The sequence below is a fragment of the Phenylobacterium sp. CCH9-H3 genome (assembly GCF_001557235.1).
Lineage (GTDB): Bacteria > Pseudomonadota > Alphaproteobacteria > Caulobacterales > Caulobacteraceae > Phenylobacterium.
On record NZ_LSJI01000274.1, the window covers coordinates 1 to 16,704 of the forward strand.

Sequence of the window (16,704 nt, forward strand, 5' to 3'; positions counted from 1 at the left end):
ACCGGGCCAAGGACATGCTGATCCGCGGCGGCGAGAACATCTACTGCGTCGAGGTCGAGAACGTCCTCTACGACCACCCCGCGGTCATGGATGCAGCCGTGGTGGCTAAGCCGCACCGGATCCTGGGCGAGGAGCCCGCCGCCGTGGTGACGCTGAAGCCCGGCCACGAGGCCACCGAGGAAGAACTGCGCGCCCACGTCGCCGAGCGGCTCGCCGCCTTCAAGGTGCCGGTGGCGGTGAAGTTCTGGCACGAGACCCTGCCGCGCAACCCGAACGGCAAGATCCTGAAGAGCGAACTCAAGAAGCTCTTCGTAGAGGAGCCCGCCTGAGGACCCGCGCCGACCTTGCGCTCGTCGCCCGCGGCCTGTTCGAGAGCCGGGCCAAGGCGCGCGCGGCGATCGAGGCAGGCGGGGTGACGGCGGACGGCCGACCGGTCGCCAAGGCGTCCGAACCGATCGAGGACACGGCGGTCGTCGAGGCTGTCGCGGCCCATCCGTGGGTCGGACGCGGCGCCCTGAAGCTACTCCATGCCCTGGACCTCTGGCCCGTGGCCATCAAAGGACGCGTGGTGCTGGACATTGGGGCCTCGACCGGCGGCTTCACCGAAGTCTGCCTGAGCCGCGGCGCGGCCCGGGTCTATGCGGTCGACGTGGGGCGAGGGCAGCTCCATCCCAGGATCGTCGCCGCCCCCCGCGTGGTCAGCCTGGAGGCCACCGACGCGCGCGATCTGACGCCGGCCCTGATCCCGGAGCCGCCGGGTCTGATCGTCACGGACGTCAGCTTCATCTCGCTGGAGAAAGCGCTGCCGGCCACACTGGCCCTGGCGGGGGCGGGGGCCGATCTGATCGCGCTGGTGAAGCCGCAGTTCGAGGTCGGTCGCGAGCACGTGGGCAAAGGCGGCGTTGTCACCGACCCGGCGGCGCGGTCGCGGGCCCTGGACGCCGTCCGGGCGTTCGTCGAGGAGCAGGGCTGGCGCGTCCGCGAGGTCGCCGACAGCCCGATCACGGGCGGCGACGGCAACCGGGAATTCCTGCTCTGGGCCGTCCGACCATAGAAAAAGGGCCGCCCCGATACGCAGGCGGCCCAGTCAGACACTCGACTTGGAGAGCGTTCAGTCCACGACGGCGTACTTGCCGCTGGCATCGCGGCAGACGCGGACGAAGCGGGTCTGGGTGCGCCCGTCGGGCATGTAGATGGGGCTCTCGGCCAGGGTGCAGCCGTCCGGCTCGGCGGGCCGCTCGGCGGCGCGATAGCGCTCGACCGGCTCCTCGCGCCAGGCGTCCTCGCGGGCCTGCGCCGCGGCGGAGTCGGCATAGGCGTCGCGGTCGTAGTAGCTGCCGTTCGACGCGGCGGGCGGCGGCGGGGGCGGGGCGTTGTCGTAATAGCTGCTGGGCGACACGCAGGCCGCGCTCTTGTTGCCCACGACGCCGCCGATCACCGCGCCGAGCAGGCCGCCCAGCAGGGCGCCTTCCGTGCGGGCGTTGCGCGCCGCGGCATTGGAGCCGATCACCGCACCCGCGCCGCCGCCCAGCACCGCCCCGACCGTGCCGCGCTGGGTCTGATCGCGCTTGCAGGCGTCGTAGTAGTAGCCGGTGGTGGTGCGGGTGGTGTACGGACCCGCGGGTTGGGCCAGCGTCGGAGCGCACGCGCCCAGCGCGATCACGCCGGCGAGCGCGGCGGCTGCGGCCTTGGCGATGGTGACCTGCGTGGACATTCGGTATCCCTCGATTTCGATGCTCTCGGCCGCACTACGGCGACGCTTTCCGGCAAGATGCCGGCGCGAACCTGAACGGCCGTTGAGAATCTCGTTCATGTTCGTTCATTTCCACTTAACCACGCGGCCCGCCACGGTGGCCCGATGAGGTATCCCAAGCGCCGTCCTGCCGGCCGCCCCGACCCGCGTCCCGCGCCTGGTCCGCCGGTCGAGCTCACCATCGAAAGCGTGGGCGGGGAGGGCGATGGCGTCGCGGCCGGCCCGATCTTCGTGCCCTTCACCCTGCCGGGCGAGCGGGTGCGCGCTAAGGGGTCCGGCGAGCGGCGCGACCTCCTGGAGGTCCTGGAGCCCAGCGCGGAGCGGGTCGCGCCGCCCTGTCCTCATTTCTTCGCCTGCGGCGGCTGCGCGCTGCAGCACTGGGATCATGCCCCCTATCTTGCCTGGAAGGTGGCGCGGCTTGTCGGCACCCTCGCCCGCGAGCGGATAGAGACGGAAATCCTGGCGCCTTTCGCCGCCGGCCCGGGCACACGGCGGCGCGTCGCGCTGCACGCCCGCAAGGGCAGCCGGGACGCCGCCCGCCTCGGCTACAAGGCCCGCAAGTCCTGGGATCTGGTGGACATCGCCGTCTGCCCGATCGCCGATCCCGCGATCCAGGCGGCGATCCCGGCCCTGAAGCGGTTGGCCGCGCCGCTGTTCGAGCATCCGAAGTCGGCGCCCACCCTGCACGTCACCCTGACCGACACCGGCCTCGACATCGACATCACCGGCGTCGAGGCCAGGAGCGGGGGCCTATCCGCGGACGCGCGCATGCAACTGGCCGAGCGTGCCGCGGAGGCCGACTTCGCCCGCGTCACCTTGGCCGGCGAGATGGCCTATATGGCGCGCATGCCCCAGGTGCGATTGGGGCCGGCCCGGGTCGGGTTGCCGCCGGGCAGCTTCCTGCAGGCCACCCCCGGCGCGGAGGCCGCGATGGCCGCGTTCGTGGCCCAGGCCGGGGCCGGCGCCCATAGGATCGCAGACCTCTACTGCGGGGTGGGGACCTTCACCTTCCGGCTGGCCGAGATCGCGCCCGTTCATGCGGCGGACTTTTCCGCGGCTGCGGTGGCGGCCCTGACCGCGGGTCTCGCCTCCGCGCCTGGCCTGAAGGGCGTCACCACTGAGGCCCGCGACCTGGCGCGCCGCCCGTTGCTGGCCCACGACCTGCGGCACATCGACGTCGCGGTCTTCGACCCGCCCCGCGCCGGCGCCGCCGAACAGACCGCTGAGCTGGCCGCTTCGAACGTCGCGCGCGTCATCGGCGTCTCCTGCAACCCCGCGACCTTCGTCCGCGACGCCCGCGTTCTGCTGGATGCCGGGTTCACCCTCGAGCGCGTCCTGCCTGTCGACCAGTTCCTGTGGTCGCCGCACGTCGAGTTGGTGGGGGTGTTCAGGAGGTAGGGGACCTTGCCGAAGGCAGAGCATGCGGATCACTCTGCAAACAGGTCCATCTGGCCGCCGCGCTGAGGCGGCACGCGGAACCGGCTTGCGTCGAGGGAGCCCCAGCCGACGTCCAGGCCGTACCGCTTCTTGGCCGCGGCGAAGCGTGCGGCCATGAGAGCGGCGAGGGGACCTTCGCCCTTCATGCGGCTGCCCCACTGCGCGTCGTAGTCCTTGCCGCCCCGCATCTGGCGCACCAGCGACATCACCCGGCGGGCGCGGTCCGGGTGGTCGGTCTCCAGCCACTCGCGGAACAGATCCTTGATCTCCAGCGGCAGGCGCAGCGCCACATAGCCGGCGCCGGATGCGCCCGCCTCGGCCGCCCGCTCAAGCACGGCCTCCATCTCATGGTCGTTGAGGGCCGGAATGCAGGGGGCGAACATCACCGTTACGGGCACGCCCGCCTGCGTCAGCCGCCGCACGGCATCGATCCGTTTTTCCGGCGTCGCGGCGCGGGGTTCCATGGAGCGGGCGAGCCGGCGGTCGAGGCTGGTGATGGAGACCGCCACCCGCGTCAGGTTCATCGCCGCCGCTTCGGCGAGCAGATCGAGATCCCGCACGATCAGCGCCGACTTCGTGATCACCGAGAACGGGTGGCGGAAGCGGACCAGCACCTCGATGACCCCCCGCGTGATGCGCAGCCTGCGTTCCTGCGGTTGATAGGGGTCGGTGTTGCCGCCGATATGGATCAGCTCCGGCACATAGCGCGGCTTCGACAGCTCCTTCTCCAGCAGCTGGGCGGCGTACGGCTTGAAGAAGAGCTTGGACTCGAAGTCGAGCCCCGGCGACAGGCCCATGTAGGCGTGCGCGGGGCGCGCGTAGCAGTAGATGCAGCCGTGCTCGCAACCCCGGTAAGGATTGATGGAGGCCGAGAAGCCGACGTCAGGGCTGTCGTTCCGGCTGATGATGACCCGGGCCCTTTCGGCGGTCACCGTCGTGTCGAGCTGCCCGGGTGCGGGATCGTCGATCGACCAGCCGTCGTCGAAGTCCTCGCGCTGCTGAGCTTCGTAGCGGCCGCTAGCGTTGGAACGAGCGCCGCGGCCGCGCGGGGCCTTGGGGATCTGGGAGGTGAAACCGGAGGACACCGGCCGATCCTAGGTGTGCAGAAAGAACAAAACAAGAACTATTGACCGACGAGGGGGAAGCAAGCTCTGTCGGGGCATGCTTTCGGTGATCATCGACGCGCGGACCGGGGCTGACGGCCTGCCCGGACTTCTGGCTCAGCTCACGGCGGGGGCCGTGGACGGTCTGGTGCGCCAGGTCTTGATCGTAGCCGCGGACGGCCAGCGGGGGATCGACGAGCTTTGCGAGGACATGGGGGCCGAGGCCAGCTCCACGATGGAGGCGGCCGCGGCGGCGTCGCGTTCCGATCGACTGCTGGTGCTGCCCGCCGATCTCCGCCTGCGGGACGGCTGGATCAAGGCGCTGGAGACCCATCTGGCGCGAGGCGGCGAGCCAGCTGTGGTGACGGGGTTTTCGGACGGGCGGCTTTTCGGCCGCCGTCCGTTCGGCGTCCTACTCGAACGCGATCGTCTGGAGGGTGGCCGCGGCGCCGACCTGAAGCGTCTCCGCCGCGATCTGGGGCTGCGGGCTCTTCGCGTTGGGTAGGTCGAGACGCACGTCGATGCGGCGCGCGCCGCCGGCCAGGGCGTCGAGAGTGCGGGGCTCCTCGCCGAACATCCGCTTGTAGGTCCAGTAGGCCGCCATGACCTTCTCGACGTAATTGCGGGTCTCCAACGCCGGCAGGCACTCGATGGTCAGCAGCGGATCGTCCTGGCCGACCATGGCGGTGGTCTTGAGCACCGCGCCCGGCCCGGCGTTGTAGGCGGCCACCACGTGCAGGATGTCGCCGCCCACGCCGCGGTCCATGAGGTAGCTCAGGTAGTCCTGGCCGGCCCGGAGGTTGGTGGCCGGGTTGAACAGCACCTTGGGCCGCTTGCGGTAGATGCTGTCGCCGGTGGCGAGCGCCGCCGAGGCGGGCATCAACTGCATCAAGCCCAGGGCGCCCACGGGCGAAACGGCCATGGGGTTGAATGCGCTTTCCTGGCGAACGATCGCGTACACCAGGGCCTTGTCCACGGTGAAGCCGTTGCGGGGCTCGAGCGGCGGGGTCTGATAGTCGCCCAAGGACAGATACTGCGGCTTCTGCGACCCGGGGCCGGCGGACGGGCCAAGCCCGCTAAGCATCGCGTTCCAGGCCTTGCGGTCGGCCCCGGTGCGGGCGAGGGCGAGGCCGGCGCGGAGTTCCTGGCGCGCCTCGTCCAGGCGCCCGATCTGAGCGAGGGCCGCGGCGCGATGGGCCCGGGGATCGTTCTCCAGCAGGCGCGTGGGCGGTGGTTCCGGGGCGCGGAACGAGGCCGGGATGAACTGCCCGGTCTGGGCGTCCGCCATGGTCATCTGGACCTGACGCTCGGCGATCATCCCGTAGAAGGTCTGCGGCGCCTGGGCGGCGAGCCGCAGGAAGGCGTTCGCCGTGGCGTTGTCGCCCAGCGCCACGGCCGAGCGGGCGGCCCAATAGGCGCCGGCGGCGCGCATCCACGGGTCGCTCTCGTCGTCGCGGGCCACCTGGGCGAAGTAGTCGTGCGCCTGACCATAGTCCTGCAGGCGCCAAGCGGAGAGGCCCGCAATCCAGCGCTCCCCCACGTTCACGGCAAGCTGGAAGGCCGTGCGGGCGTCGCCGGAGTAGAAGGCTTCGCGGGCGGGCCGGGTGATCTCGCTGCGCGTGGTGTCGACCAGCGCCACCTCGGGCGTCGGCAGGGGCACGGCGTCGGCGGGCCGGCGCTTTGCGGCCAGGGAGAAAACGCGGTCGGCCAGCGGCAGGTCGCGGAACTTGGCCAGCCAGCCCGACAGCTCCTCGAACGTGGCCTTGTGGGCGCTCGGGTGCATCAGGGCCCGAAAGGACAAGTAGCCGTCGAGGGAACGATCCTGGATCGTCGCCGCTTCCAGTTGCGCGCCGACGAAGTCGCCCTGGTCCACGGCCTGGAAGGCGGCGGCATAGGCGCGGGCGTCGGTGTCGGAGAGGGCCTTCGGCGATCCGGCCGCCGCAACAGAGCTGGCAACCGAGGCGGCGGCGACGAGGGACAATACCCCGACGCGCAGGCGCTGTTCGAGCGTCATGCCGTCTATATCCGCGGGCAGAACTAACGTCTGCTGAACGCGGACCCCTTTTTCTCTGAGTCCCAGATCGCGAAGCTAGAGGGGCCTTTCCGGGCGATCAAGCCTTTCGGAAAGCGTCAACAGATCGCTCCACGCCTTTTTCTTCGCACCGGGCTGCCGCAGCAGGAAGGCGGGGTGAAGCGTCGGCATGGCGGGCAATTCCATGGTCCCGTCGGCCGAACGCCATTCGAACCATCGCCCGCGCAGCGACAGAATACCCTCCTCGCGCTTCAGGACCGACTTGGCCGACGCCCCGCCGGCGAGGAGCAGCATCCGGGGCTGGACCAGCTGGACGATGCGCTCGAGGAAGGGGGCGCAGGCGGCCTGTTCCGCTGGCGTCGGCGTCCGGTTGCCCGGGGGGCGCCAGAAGACGGTGTTGGTGATCAGGACCCGGTCGGTGAGGCCCGCCGCGGCCAGCATCCGGTCCAGAAGCTTGCCCGCGCGGCCCACGAACGGTTCCCCGCGGGCGTCTTCGTCCGCCCCGGGGCCTTCGCCGATGACCAGCAGCGGCGCCTTGGGATCGCCCCGGTAGACCACAGCCTTGGTGGCGGCGCCCTCGAAGCGCAGGGGACAGCCCTCGAAAGCCGAGATGGCGGCGACCAGGGCGTCGAGGTCCGCCGCGCCGGCCGCGAGCTGCCGGGCCTGGGCGACGGCGCCGGAAATATCGGCCTGGCCGCCGAAGGCCCGGGGCGCGGGGACTGCGGCGAGGGGTGCGACCGGCGCCGCGGGGCGCACCGGCGGCAGGATCTTGCCCGCCTCGATCCGGTCGACGGCCTCGTCCAGCAGCATGGCGTCGACGCCCGCGTCCGCCCAGAAGGCGAGCAGGCTTTCGGCGACGGCGGCGTCGAAGGGTTCGGCGGTGGCCGGCATTCCCTGGGTTCACTCCGGATCGGGCTTGCGCCACTCTTGGCGCGTCGGCGCGGGCTTGTCAGCCCGGAATGGGGAGAACGGACGCGATGGCGAGGGTCGCCTGGCTTGTGGCAGCCTGCCTGCTGGCCGCCGCCCCCGCCGCAGCCCAGCCGGCGCGCGAGCATCGCGAAATGGTCGCCGAGTTGGGCGGGACCTATCTCGGCCCGCAGGCGGACTATGTGCAGCGGGTCGGCGAGCGGATGGCGCAGGCGGCGGGGATGCGCCAGCGCTGCATCTTCACGGTAGTGAACTCCGAGGTCGTCAACGCCTTCACCGCGCCGCCCGGCTGCTACGTCTACGTGACGCGCGGGCTGCTCAGCATCGTGAACTCCGAGGCGGAGCTGGCGGCGGTGCTGGGCCACGAGCTGGGCCACGTGGCCGCCAACCACGCGATTCGTCAGCAGAACGCCGAAACCATGGGCAGCCTCGCCGCCGCCCTGCTGGGCGTCGCCACCAAGTCCGACCTCGCCGGCAAGGTGGCCGGCCGCGTCGCCAAGCTGGGCGCGCTCGGCTATTCGCGGAACCAGGAGTACGAGGCGGACAGTCTGGCTCTGACCTACCTGCCGGCGGCGGGCTATGCGCCGGAGGGGCTCACGCGCGTCCTGGACGATCTGCAGCGGGAAGGCGCCTTCACCGCGCGCGAGACAGGGCAGCCGGAGGGTGGCATGGCGCCTTGGGCCAGCACCCATCCCCTGACCTCGGACCGGATCCGCCGCGCCAGCGCCCAGGCCGCCAAGACGCCTCCGCAGGCGGAGCTGACGCTGGACGAGGCCAGCTACCTCGCCGCCATCGACGGCCTGCCCTACGGGGAGGCGGGGGCGCAGGCCTACGTCCGGGGCGGCAGCTACATCCATCCGCAACTCGGCATCCGCTTCGATGCGCCGCGTGGCTTCCAGTTGGCCAACGAGCCCCAGGCGGTGCGGGTGAGCGGGCCGGGCGGGACCCTGGCCGAGTTCACCGGCGGGCGCGCCACGCCGAAGCAGCTGGAAGACTATGCCCTGGACGTGCTGCGCGGCGTCGTACGCAACGGCCGCCACCAGGTGGGGCAGGCCCAGCACACGAAGATCAACGGCCTGGACGCGGTGGTCCTGCCGGCGCGGGCGACGTCGGCGGGGCGGCCCGTCGACCTGACGGTGGTGGCCTATTCCCTGGGGCGCGACGAGGCCTACAGCTTCGTCGCCATGACGCCGGCCGGTCAGGCCGGCCTGTTCGACCCGATGTTCGACTCCTTCCGCCGCCTGTCGGACCGCGAGGTCGAAGCGATCTCCGGACGCCGTATCGCCGTCGTCGAGGTGCGCCCCGGCGACACGGCCGAGTCCATGGTGGCCCGGATGGCGCCGGACCGGGACCGGATGGACCGCTTCCTGATGCTGAACGCCCTGGAACCGGGCCAGCCGCTGCGGCCGGGAACCCAGGTGAAACTGGTCATCGAGGGCCGCCCTTGAGCACCCGGTACGGGTTCGCCCTTGACCGCCCCGCCGTGACCTCCCGATAAGACCCCTTCATAACGCGAGCATCGGACGGCGAGGGGGCCGGCGGTGACGGACCAAAGGGGAACGCGATGAGCGAAGACGTCGGCCAGTCGATCCAGCGGGAAGCGATGGAGTATGACGTCGTCATCGTCGGCGCCGGGCCTTCGGGCCTGGCCGCGGCGATCCGCCTGAAGCAGCTCGACGCGAACCTGACCGTGGCGGTGCTGGAGAAGGGCGCCGAGGTCGGCGCGCACATCCTATCGGGCGCCGTGATCGACCCCAGGGGCCTTTCCGAGCTGCTGCCCAACTGGAAGGAGCTGGGCGCCCCGTTGGAGACCCCGGTCACCAAGGACGTGTTCCTGCTGCTGGGGCCCCAAGGCAGCCTGGAACTGCCCATGTGGGCCATGCCGCCGTTCATGGACAACCACGGCAACTACATCGCCTCGCTGGGCAACGTCTGCCGCTGGCTGGCGGGGCAGGCCGAGGGCCTGGGCGTCGAGATCTATCCCGGCATGGCCGCTTCGGCGCCGGTGTTCGAGGGCGACAAGCTGGTGGGCGTGGTCGCCGGCGAGTTCGGCTTCGGCAAGGATGGCAAACCCGGTCCGAACTACGAGCCCGGGATGGAGCTGCGCGGCAAGTACGTGTTCATCGGCGAGGGCGTCCGCGGCTCGCTGGCCAAGGTGCTGAAGGCCAAGTACGGCCTCGGGAAGGACGCCGACAAGGAGAAGTACGGCATCGGCATCAAGGAGCTGTGGCAGGTTCCGGACGCGGTGTTCACGCCGGGCCTCGTGCAGCACACGACGGGCTGGCCCCTGGACGACAAGACCGGCGGCGGCAGCTTCCTCTATCACTTCGGCGACAACTACGTGGCGATCGGCTTCGTCACCCACCTGAACTACAAGAACCCCTGGCTCTCGCCTTTCGACGAGTTCCAGCGTTTCAAGCACCACCCGGAGGTGGCCAAGTACCTGGAGGGCGGCAAGCGCATCGCCTACGGCGCCCGCGCGATCAGCGAGGGCGGCCTGCAATCGATCCCGAAGCTGTATTTCCCGGGCGGCGTCCTGCTGGGCGACAGCGCCGGCTTCGTGAACGTGCCGCGGATCAAGGGCAGCCATGCCGCCATCAAGAGCGGCGTCATGGCCGCCGAGGCCGCCTTCCACGCCATCCAGGCGGGCCGGGCGGGCGATGAACTGGTCGAGTACAAGGCGGCCTTCGACGGGTCGTGGCTCAAGAAGGAGCTGAACGTCGTCCGGAACGCCAAGCCGATGCTGTCGAAGTTCGGCACGGCCATCGGCGGCGCCGTCTCCATGTTCGACATGTGGACCACGCACCTCCTGGGCGGCTTCTCGTTCTTCGGCACCCTGAAGCACGGCAAGAGCGACGCGGAATCCACGGGGAACGCCAAGGACTACAAGCCCATCGTCTATCCGAAGCCGGATGGCGTGCTGAGCTTCGACAAGCTGTCCAGCGTGTTCCTCTCGTCGACCAACCATGACGAGGCCCAGCCGGCGCACCTGAAGCTGCGCGACCCCTCGATCCCGATCTCGGTGAACCTGCCCAAGTACGGCGAGCCGGCGCGGCTGTACTGCCCGGCGGGCGTCTACGAGGTGCTGTACGACGAAGCCGGCCAGAACCCGAAGTTCCAGATCAACTTCCAGAACTGCGTCCACTGCAAGACCTGCGACATCAAGGATCCGTCGCAGAACATCGACTGGACGACGCCGCAGGGCGGGGACGGGCCGAACTACCCGAACATGTAGTGGCCATTTTTCCCGTGTGACGATGGGGCGCTTGCGGCGGAGCCTCCGCGCGCCCAGAGTCTGACCATGCTTCGTACCCTGTTGCTCGCCTGCGCCGCCCCCCTCGTCCTGCTCGGAGGCTGCGCCAGCGCCGTCCCCAAGACCGAGGATGCGGTTCTCGGCGCCCCGATCGCCGCCGACAGCGCCTATGGCATGTTCCTGGCGGGCAGCGCGGCGCTCCAGGAGGGACGGAACGGCGACGCCGCGCGGTTCCTCGAACTGGCCCGCAGCCAGAGCGGCGACGATCCCGCGGTGGCCGAGCGCGCCTTCACCGCGGCGTTGATGGCCGGGGATATCCAAAAGGCGGCGTTGCTGGCCCCTGACGGGCCCACGGCCTCCGAGCCCGGCAAGCGCCTCGGCCGGCTGGTCAAGGTCGTGGCGGCTATCGGCGAGGGCAAGGGCAAGGTCGCGAAGGCCGAGCTGTCGAACGACGGGATCGGCTTCCCCCACCGCGCCGCAGCCGCGCTCCTGGGGCCGTGGGTGTCCGCCTCGGTCGGCGATACCGAAGGCTCCACCGTGCGGCCGCAGCTCCGGGGCGACGCGGGTGTCGACTATTTCGGCCAGATCGGCCAGGCGCACCTGTTCGAACGCGCCCGCCGCTACGACGAGGCCGAGACCGATTTCAAGGCGGTCACTGCCAGCGAGAATCCTAGCGAAATCGCCGTGCTGGCGTACGGCGGCTTCCTGGAGCGTCGCAACCGCCGGCCCGAGGCCCTGGCCCTCTATGACGCGGCGCTGAGGCGCAATCCCTCGAACCTCAGCCTCAAGGCGGCCCGGGCCCGCGCCGGCGGAAACCGCGCCGCCCCGCCGATGCCGACCCTCAAGGAAGGCGCCGCCTTCGCCCTGCTGGCGCCGGCCGCCACCATGATCAGCGCCAAGCAGGAATCCATCGGCCTGGCCTATCTGCGCCTGTCCCTGTCGCTGGATCCGCAGCGCAACGACGCCTGGCTGATGCTGGGCGACCTGCTGCAGCAGAACGGCGACGTCGAAGGCGCGCGCCTGGCCTATTCCAAGCCCAAGCCCACCTCGGCCGAATTCCCGGCGGCGCAGGCCAAGCTGGCCTGGAGCTACCAAAGCGCGGGCGACAAGGAGGGGGCGCTGCGGCTGGCCCGCGCCGGCGCGGCCACGGGCGACACCGAGGCGCGGACGACCCTGTCCGACCTGCTCCGCGCCAACGAGCAATATCCCGAGGCGATCGAGATCCTGAACGGCCTGATCGCCGAGGCCAAGGCGCCGGATTGGCAGCTTCACTATGCGCGCGGCCAGGCGTTCGAGCGGTCGGGCAGGTGGAAGGAAGCCGAGGCCGACCTCGCCCTCGCGTTGAAACTGCGGCCGGACGAGCCCGAACTGCTCAACTACCTGGGCTATGCCTGGATCGACCGCGGCGAGCGGCTGCAGGAAGCCATGGGCATGGTCGAGCGGGCCGTGGCGTCCAACCCGCGCTCGGGCGCCATCGTCGACAGCCTGGGCTGGGCGCACTACCGCCTCGGCGACTACAAAAAGGCGGTCGAGGTGCTGGAGCAGGCCGTCGAGCTGGAGGCGGGCGACCCCGAAATCAACAACCACCTGGGGGACGCCTACTGGATGGTCGGCCGCAAGGACGAGGCGGTCTTCCAGTGGCGGCGCGTCCTGACCCTGAAACCCGACGACAAGATCAAGGGCGACGCGGAAAAGAAGCTGGCCTCGGGCCTGGGCCCGCAGCCGAAACTCGCCGGGCAATAGGATGCCCGCGCGCCTCGCGCCGGCGAAGGTCAATCTGTTCCTTCACGTGGGCGCGCCGACCGCCGACGGCTATCATCCCATCTGCAGCCTGATGGTCTTCGCCGATGTGGGCGATCGGGTGTCGATGGAGTTGGGCGAGGGCCGCCTGACCGCCAGCGGCCCGTTTGCCGCAGGCCTGGGGCGAGAGTCGGACAACCTCATCATCCGCGCCGTGCGCGCCTTCGTGGCGGAACTGGGCCGGCCGATGGCGGAGCTTTCGTTCGGCCTCGACAAGCGCCTGCCCATCGCCAGTGGCCTAGGCGGCGGCTCCAGCGATGCGGGCGCCGCCCTGCGGCTGATCCGGGAGGTATTCGCGCCCCAGGTCGATGACGCGCGGCTCGAAGCCGTGGCGGCGCGCCTGGGCGCCGACGGGGCCGCCTGCCTCTGGGGGCGACCTGTCCTGGCGCAGGGGCGGGGAGAGCAGCTGACACCCGCGCCCGGGCTTCCCATGCTGCACGGCGTGCTGGTCAACCCGGGCGTCCCGGTCTCGACGCCGGAGGTCTATCGCCGGCTGGACGCTGCGGGCGCCTTCGGCGACGTGACACCGCCGGTCATGCCCGAAGCTTTCGAGAGCCCGCAGGAGGTCGCCGCCTGGCTGGCGACGCAGGGCAACGACCTGGAGGCGCCGGCCGTGGCCGTGGCGCCCGAGATCGGGACCGTGCTGGACACGTTGCGTGACGAGCCGGAAGTGCTGCTGGCCAGGGTCTCGGGCTCCGGCGGGACCTGCTTCGCGCTGTGCATCGACGACATTGCGGCCGAGACCTTGGCCGAGCGGATCGAGGCCATGGCGCCCCATTGGTGGGTCGAGCGCTGCCGCCTTGGCGGTCCCTGGGAATAGCCGGAACGAAAACGGGGGCCCCGAAGGACCCCCGTCTCTACCCCACTGACGCCTGCCGGCCGTTCGGCGGCAGGCGTCTCTCCCCCGAGACTACGAGTGGTAGGCGCGTTCACCGTGCTCGACGATGTCCAGGCCCTCTTCTTCGGCTTCCGGCGAGGACCGCAGGCCGACCGTGTACTTGATGATGAAGAACACGATGCTGGAGGCCACCGCCGACCAGACCACCGCCACCAGCACAGCCTTAAGCTGGGTGATGAACTGGCCCATCATGCTGTAGCTGGCCAGCGCGTCGCAGGTGGAGATGTCGCCGTCCGCCGCGCAGGTCGTGTAGTCCACGATCCCCGCGCCGCCGAGGCTGGCCGAGACCAGGATGCCGGTGGCCAGGGCGCCGACGATGCCGCCGATGGCGTGGATGCCGAAGGCGTCCAGGCTGTCGTCGTACTTGAGGGCGTTCTTCACCACCGAGCAGAAGAAGACGCAGATCGGTGAGACCACGAGGCCCAGGATCAGGGCGCCCATCGGTCCCGCGAAGCCCGCGGCCGGGGTGACCGCGACCAGGCCGGCGACCAGGCCGGAGGCCATGCCCAGCAGAGAAGCCTTCTTACGCGTCACCCATTCGGTCATCGCCCAGGAGAAGCCCGCCGCCGCGGTGGCGACGAAGGTGTTGACCACCGCCAGCGCGGCATAGCCGTTGGCTTCCAGGTTGGAGCCGGCGTTGAAGCCGAACCAGCCCACCCACAGCAGGCCGGCGCCCACGAGGGTCAGGGTCAGCGAGTGCGGCTGCATCGGCTCGGACCGGTAGCCCTTGCGGGGGCCCAGGATCAGGGCGCCCATGAGGGCCGCGATGCCGGCGTTGATGTGAACCACGGTGCCGCCCGCGAAGTCGAGCGCGCCCCAGCCCCACAGCAGACCCGACTTCACCGGGTCGGTCGGGGCCGTCGCAATGCCGTCGGGGCCCGGCCACCACCAGACCATGTGGGCCATCGGATAGTAGGAGAGCAGCGGCCACAGGACAGCGAAGATCACGCAGGCGGCGAACTTCATCCGCTCGGCCACGCCGCCGAGCACCAGGCAGGCGGTGATCGCCGCGAAGGTCATCTGGAAGGCGATGAAGGTCAGTTCCGGAACGTAGATGCCGGTCGAGAAGGTCGCCGCGTTCGAAGCCGGCGTGACGTCCTTCAGGAACAGGCGGCCCGCGCCGCCGACGAAGGTGTCGAGACCGCCCCCGTCGGTGAACGCAAGGCTGTAGCCGTAGGTGACCCAGGCGATCATGCCGATCACGCAGACGGTGGCCGTCTGCATCAGCATCGACAGCATGTTCTTCTGGCGGACCAGGCCGCCGTAGAACAGCGCCAGGCCGGGGATGATCATCAGCAGTACGAGGACGGTGGAGACCATCATCCAGGTCGTGTCGCCCTTGTCGACCGTCTGGGCGGGCGCGGCCGGCGCCGCCGCTTCAGGAGCCGGCGCGGGGGCCGCGGCCTCAGGCGCCGCAGCCTCAGGCGCCGCAGGCTCGGGCGCGGCGGCGGCAGGAGCGGCGGCAGGCGCCGCGGCCTCCTGGGCGAGGGCAGGGGCCGCCAACGGCGCCCCGGCCATCACGGCGGCGAGCGCGAGCCCGGCCAGCCGCTGTTTTCCAAAGAATTTCATAAGCATGTGTCCCCTTGTCCCGTTAGAGCGCCGCGGCGCCCGTCTCGCCCGTCCGGATGCGCACGGCCTCCGAGACGTCGAGGACGAAGATCTTCCCGTCACCGATCTTGCCGGTCGCGGCCGCGGCCTTGATGGCCTCGACCGCCTTGCCCGCCGCCGCGTCGTCGACGACGGCCTCGAGCTTCACCTTGGGCAGGAAGTTGATCTGGTACTCCGCGCCCCGATAGATCTCGGTCTGGCCCTTCTGCCGGCCATATCCCTTGACCTCCGAGACCGTCAGACCCTCCACGCCGGCGCCGACGAGCGCTTCGCGCACGTCGTCCAGCTTGAACGGTTTGACGATCGCCATGATGAGTTTCATCCGCTCGCTCCCGCGTCCGGCCCTGAGGGCGGGCCCAACCCCTCTCGTTCGTTCGAAGACCCCGCGCCGTTATCCCCTTCGCGGTGGTCGCAGCGACGCTATGTCGGGGGGGCGCCGGGGGCTGACCGCTGGGATGACGCTTCGGTGAAGAAGGCCAAGCTCGCCTATTTTATGAGCGCCGAGCGCTTGCGGCGCCGGGAAAGTGAGCAATTATCCCCCTCGGGCGAGCGGAACCCAGGCTTGACCCACGCGCTGACGGTCGTAAATCCGGCGCCTTCGGGGCCTAGTCTCGGTGGGCGGTCAGCGTGGAACCGCCTGAACTCTCCCGCGTAAGTCACCACGGCCCGCCGATCGGGCCGCCGCAAACACAAGGATCGCTAATGTCGCCGACCCGCTTCTTCCTCGCCGCCGCCGCCGCCGCCGCCCTGAGCGCCGCGCCGTTCGCCGCCTCGGCCCAGACGCCGGCCGCCGCGCCAGTCGCCGTGCAGGGCGACCTCGTGGACACCCTGAAGCTGTCGGGCCAGTTCACGACCTTCGTGGGTGGGATCGATGCGACCAATCTCGCCGGCCTGCTGAAGACCAACAAGAACCTCACGGTCTTCGCCCCCACCGACGCCGCCTTCGCCGCCATGCCGGCCGACCAGCTGGCCAAGCTGAAGAGCGACAAGGCGGCGATGCAGAAGTTCGTCCTGCACCATGTGGTCAACGCGCCCGTGGACTCGAGCAAGATCAAGGGCGCCAAGGGGCCCGTCCCGTCGGGCGCGGGCGACACCATCCTGCTGGACGGTAGCGACGAGGGCGGCGCCCTCAAGGTGGACGGCGCCACGATCGTCCAGGCGGACCTGCGCACCGGCAGCGGCCTGCTGCACGTGGTGGACAAGGTGCTGGTTTCCGGCGAGGGCGCGGTCGAGCCGCCAGCCGCCAGCGCACCCGCGGCGGACGCCTCGGCCACCGCGCCCACCAGCTAAGGGCGGCAAAACCTTGGGCGGCGGCGGGAACCAACACCCGCCTGAGCCGTACAGCGTCAGCACGTCGAGGATGGGGCTTTGCATCGCGCCATCAACCGGAGTTCTGACGATGAAGATCGCCCTTTTCGCCACCGCAACGGCCGCCGTCGCCCTCCTGGGCGGCGCGGCCTTCGCTCAAGACCAGAACATGCCGAAGCCCCCGACCCCCGGGTCGGTGACAGGCGACTGGAACGGAGCCCACGCGCCCTCGGACGACAAGCAGTACACAGAGAAGGTGACCGTGCCTGTCGGCTCGACGGCCTCCACCGGCATCGCCGCGCCGCCGGTCGACACCGGCGTGACCGCCTCCGCCCCGCCGGCCGACGCCACCGCCTCGGCCGCGACCACGACGGCGCCGGCGGCGGGCAGCTACGCCCAGTCGGCCAGTGTCACGACCTCGACCGTCACCAATGGTCCGGTGCCCGACACGGCCGAGAACCGTGCGAAATACGGTCAACCGCTTTCGCGCGCCGGCAAGCGGACCGCTGCGCGGGGCAACTGAAACCACTCGGAAATCAGCCCTCCCTTGGGTTGAAGCGAAGGTCGGCGGGCCCTATGGTCCGC

At 70.5% G+C, this 16,704-nt stretch carries 16 protein-coding genes; 10 read left to right on the forward strand and 6 right to left on the reverse strand.

Going from position 1 to position 16,704, the window contains the following annotated elements:
• On the forward strand, positions 1-329 hold a 329-nt coding region (locus AX721_RS24345), incomplete at its 5' end, for a class I adenylate-forming enzyme family protein (protein WP_369796601.1).
• A complete protein-coding gene (locus AX721_RS24350) occupies positions 326-1,054 on the forward strand; it encodes a TlyA family RNA methyltransferase (RefSeq protein ID WP_068878556.1) in 729 nt (242 codons plus the stop codon). The genes AX721_RS24345 and AX721_RS24350, both read left to right, overlap by 4 nt.
• Before the next feature lie 57 nt (positions 1,055-1,111).
• Here AX721_RS24350 and AX721_RS24355 read toward each other — a convergent pair whose 3' ends face one another.
• Positions 1,112-1,714: a glycine zipper 2TM domain-containing protein gene (locus AX721_RS24355; protein WP_068878557.1), complete on the reverse strand. Its 603-nt coding sequence runs from the start codon at positions 1,712-1,714 to the stop codon at positions 1,112-1,114.
• Between the two features lie 144 nt (positions 1,715-1,858).
• Here AX721_RS24355 and AX721_RS24360 point away from each other — a divergent pair, with 144 nt between their 5' ends.
• Positions 1,859-3,151: a class I SAM-dependent RNA methyltransferase gene (locus AX721_RS24360; RefSeq protein WP_082765253.1), complete on the forward strand. Its 1,293-nt coding sequence runs from the start codon at positions 1,859-1,861 to the stop codon at positions 3,149-3,151.
• A gap of 29 nt (positions 3,152-3,180) precedes the next feature.
• Here the strand turns inward: AX721_RS24360 and AX721_RS24365 are convergent, their stop codons facing one another.
• On the reverse strand, positions 3,181-4,275 hold the full coding sequence (locus AX721_RS24365; protein WP_231733145.1) for a PA0069 family radical SAM protein: 1,095 nt from the start codon (positions 4,273-4,275) through the stop codon (positions 3,181-3,183).
• A gap of 76 nt (positions 4,276-4,351) precedes the next feature.
• Between AX721_RS24365 and AX721_RS24370 the strand changes: the two genes are divergently transcribed.
• Positions 4,352-4,798: a hypothetical protein gene (locus tag AX721_RS24370; protein WP_068878558.1), complete on the forward strand. Its 447-nt coding sequence runs from the start codon at positions 4,352-4,354 to the stop codon at positions 4,796-4,798.
• On the opposite strand, the gene AX721_RS24375 is transcribed toward AX721_RS24370, so the two are convergent.
• Both AX721_RS24375 and AX721_RS24380 read right to left on the reverse strand, forming a co-directional pair.
• A complete protein-coding gene (locus tag AX721_RS24375) occupies positions 4,706-6,307 on the reverse strand; it encodes a lytic transglycosylase domain-containing protein (protein WP_068878559.1) in 1,602 nt (533 codons plus the stop codon). The genes AX721_RS24370 and AX721_RS24375 overlap by 93 nt on opposite strands.
• 75 nt (positions 6,308-6,382) lie before the next feature.
• On the reverse strand, positions 6,383-7,216 hold the full coding sequence (locus AX721_RS24380) for a uracil-DNA glycosylase (RefSeq protein WP_068878560.1): 834 nt from the start codon (positions 7,214-7,216) through the stop codon (positions 6,383-6,385).
• Positions 7,217-7,302: 86 nt separating this feature from the next.
• Here AX721_RS24380 and AX721_RS24385 point away from each other — a divergent pair, with 86 nt between their 5' ends.
• From AX721_RS24385 to AX721_RS24400, 4 genes are all read left to right on the forward strand, one after another.
• Positions 7,303-8,700 carry a M48 family metalloprotease gene (locus tag AX721_RS24385; protein ID WP_068878561.1) on the forward strand — a complete coding sequence of 466 codons (1,398 nt, stop codon included), beginning with the start codon at positions 7,303-7,305 and terminating at the stop codon, positions 8,698-8,700.
• Positions 8,701-8,816: 116 nt separating this feature from the next.
• Complete coding sequence (locus AX721_RS24390) at positions 8,817-10,487, forward strand: electron transfer flavoprotein-ubiquinone oxidoreductase (protein ID WP_068878562.1); 1,671 nt, start codon at positions 8,817-8,819, stop codon at positions 10,485-10,487.
• A 66-nt stretch (positions 10,488-10,553) separates the two neighbouring features.
• Positions 10,554-12,248 (forward strand): tetratricopeptide repeat protein, encoded by a 1,695-nt coding sequence (locus tag AX721_RS24395; protein ID WP_156467359.1) that lies wholly within the window; start codon positions 10,554-10,556, stop codon positions 12,246-12,248.
• A gap of 1 nt (position 12,249) precedes the next feature.
• Positions 12,250-13,125, forward strand: coding sequence for a 4-(cytidine 5'-diphospho)-2-C-methyl-D-erythritol kinase (locus tag AX721_RS24400; RefSeq protein ID WP_068878564.1), 876 nt, complete (start codon positions 12,250-12,252; stop codon positions 13,123-13,125).
• Positions 13,126-13,215: 90 nt separating this feature from the next.
• Here the strand turns inward: AX721_RS24400 and AX721_RS24405 are convergent, their stop codons facing one another.
• Positions 13,216-14,772, reverse strand: a complete 1,557-nt coding sequence (locus AX721_RS24405; protein WP_068878591.1) for an ammonium transporter — start codon at positions 14,770-14,772, stop codon at positions 13,216-13,218.
• Between the two features lie 22 nt (positions 14,773-14,794).
• Complete coding sequence (locus AX721_RS24410) at positions 14,795-15,133, reverse strand: P-II family nitrogen regulator (protein WP_068878565.1); 339 nt, start codon at positions 15,131-15,133, stop codon at positions 14,795-14,797.
• 380 nt (positions 15,134-15,513) lie between these two features.
• On the opposite strand from AX721_RS24410, the gene AX721_RS24415 reads away from it, so the two are divergent.
• Positions 15,514-16,101: a fasciclin domain-containing protein gene (locus AX721_RS24415; protein ID WP_068878566.1), complete on the forward strand. Its 588-nt coding sequence runs from the start codon at positions 15,514-15,516 to the stop codon at positions 16,099-16,101.
• Positions 16,102-16,210: 109 nt separating this feature from the next.
• Positions 16,211-16,642, forward strand: a complete 432-nt coding sequence (locus AX721_RS24420; RefSeq protein WP_068878567.1) for a hypothetical protein — start codon at positions 16,211-16,213, stop codon at positions 16,640-16,642.
• Positions 16,643-16,704 lie beyond the last annotated feature (62 nt).

Coding starts and splice junctions, on each gene's coding strand:
- AX721_RS24355 (WP_068878557.1), bottom strand. CDS start 1,714: ATGTCCACGCAGGTCACCATCGCCAAGGCCGCAGCCGCCGCGCTCGCC.
- AX721_RS24360 (WP_082765253.1), top strand. CDS start 1,859: ATGAGGTATCCCAAGCGCCGTCCTGCCGGCCGCCCCGACCCGCGTCCC.
- AX721_RS24370 (WP_068878558.1), top strand. CDS start 4,352: ATGCTTTCGGTGATCATCGACGCGCGGACCGGGGCTGACGGCCTGCCC.
- AX721_RS24375 (WP_068878559.1), bottom strand. CDS start 6,307: ATGACGCTCGAACAGCGCCTGCGCGTCGGGGTATTGTCCCTCGTCGCC.
- AX721_RS24380 (WP_068878560.1), bottom strand. CDS start 7,216: ATGCCGGCCACCGCCGAACCCTTCGACGCCGCCGTCGCCGAAAGCCTG.
- AX721_RS24385 (WP_068878561.1), top strand. CDS start 7,303: ATGGCGAGGGTCGCCTGGCTTGTGGCAGCCTGCCTGCTGGCCGCCGCC.
- AX721_RS24390 (WP_068878562.1), top strand. CDS start 8,817: ATGAGCGAAGACGTCGGCCAGTCGATCCAGCGGGAAGCGATGGAGTAT.
- AX721_RS24395 (WP_156467359.1), top strand. CDS start 10,554: ATGCTTCGTACCCTGTTGCTCGCCTGCGCCGCCCCCCTCGTCCTGCTC.
- AX721_RS24400 (WP_068878564.1), top strand. CDS start 12,250: ATGCCCGCGCGCCTCGCGCCGGCGAAGGTCAATCTGTTCCTTCACGTG.
- AX721_RS24405 (WP_068878591.1), bottom strand. CDS start 14,772: ATGAAATTCTTTGGAAAACAGCGGCTGGCCGGGCTCGCGCTCGCCGCC.
- AX721_RS24410 (WP_068878565.1), bottom strand. CDS start 15,133: ATGAAACTCATCATGGCGATCGTCAAACCGTTCAAGCTGGACGACGTG.
- AX721_RS24415 (WP_068878566.1), top strand. CDS start 15,514: ATGTCGCCGACCCGCTTCTTCCTCGCCGCCGCCGCCGCCGCCGCCCTG.
- AX721_RS24420 (WP_068878567.1), top strand. CDS start 16,211: ATGAAGATCGCCCTTTTCGCCACCGCAACGGCCGCCGTCGCCCTCCTG.